Source organism: Janthinobacterium sp. BHSEK (genome assembly GCF_056174685.1).
This window is the reverse complement of record NZ_JBWBYV010000183.1, coordinates 1-882: the sequence shown is the minus strand read 5'-3', so window position 1 is coordinate 882 and position 882 is coordinate 1. Positions and strand designations below refer to the sequence as shown.

The window sequence follows — 882 nt, the reverse complement described above, 5'->3', positions numbered from 1 at the left end:
GCCCGCTTGTTGTGCGCCGCGCTGGTCGTGTTGGCGGCGGCCGGGTTGTCCGCCTGCGGCGGCAAGGAAAAGAAGGCAGGCCAGGCTCTGGCCAGCGTCAACGGCGAGGAAATCACGGTATTGCAGCTGAATGAGGAGCTGCAACGTGCGAACGTGCCTGCGGCGCAGCAGGAAACCGCCACCAAGCAGTTGCTCGAATCGCTGATCGACCGCCAGTTGCTGCAGAACGAAGCCGTCAAGGATAAGGTTGACCGCGATCCCAAGGTCGTGCAGGCCGTCGAGCGGGCCAAGGCCTTGATTGTGGCCCAGGCTTACATGCAAAAACGCATCGGTAATATCGCCAAGCCCACGGCAGCCGAGGTGGAAGATTACTTTAAAAAGAATCCGCTGTATTTTAGCCAGCGCAAGCAATTCGACATGCGCGAACTGATCATTGCTACATCCGACATGAATGATGAGCTGAAGAAGGCCATGGATAGCGCGAAGTCGCTGGAGGAGGTGGCGGCATGGCTGGACGCGAACAAGGTCAAATATGGCCGCACACAGCTGTCGCGTAGCAGCACCGACCTGGCCCCGGAACTGAGCACCAAGCTGTTGGGTATGCCGAAAGGCCAGCTGTTCATCATCCGTGAAGGCGATCGTACCTTGCTGATTTCGCTGGTTGATATCAAGGACAGCCCGATCACCCTGGCGCAAGTGACACCGCAGATCGAGCAGTTCCTGTTCAATAAGAAGAACAAGGACGCGGCAGACGCCGAGATCAAGCGTCTGCGCGCAAGTGCGAAGATCGAGTATCTGAACAAGACGGAGGCCCCGGCTGCGGCATCAGCTCCTGCCGTCTCTGCTCCGGTGCCTGCGCCAGTGGCGGCGCCGGCGGTGCCC

Annotated in this window: 1 protein-coding gene; it reads left to right on the top strand. The window is 59.6% G+C overall.

Annotated features, from left to right (window positions below; translation table 11 throughout):
* Positions 1-882: EpsD family peptidyl-prolyl cis-trans isomerase (locus tag AC0V2Y_RS28175; RefSeq protein ID WP_475418451.1), on the top strand; the 882-nt coding region annotated here is incomplete at both ends.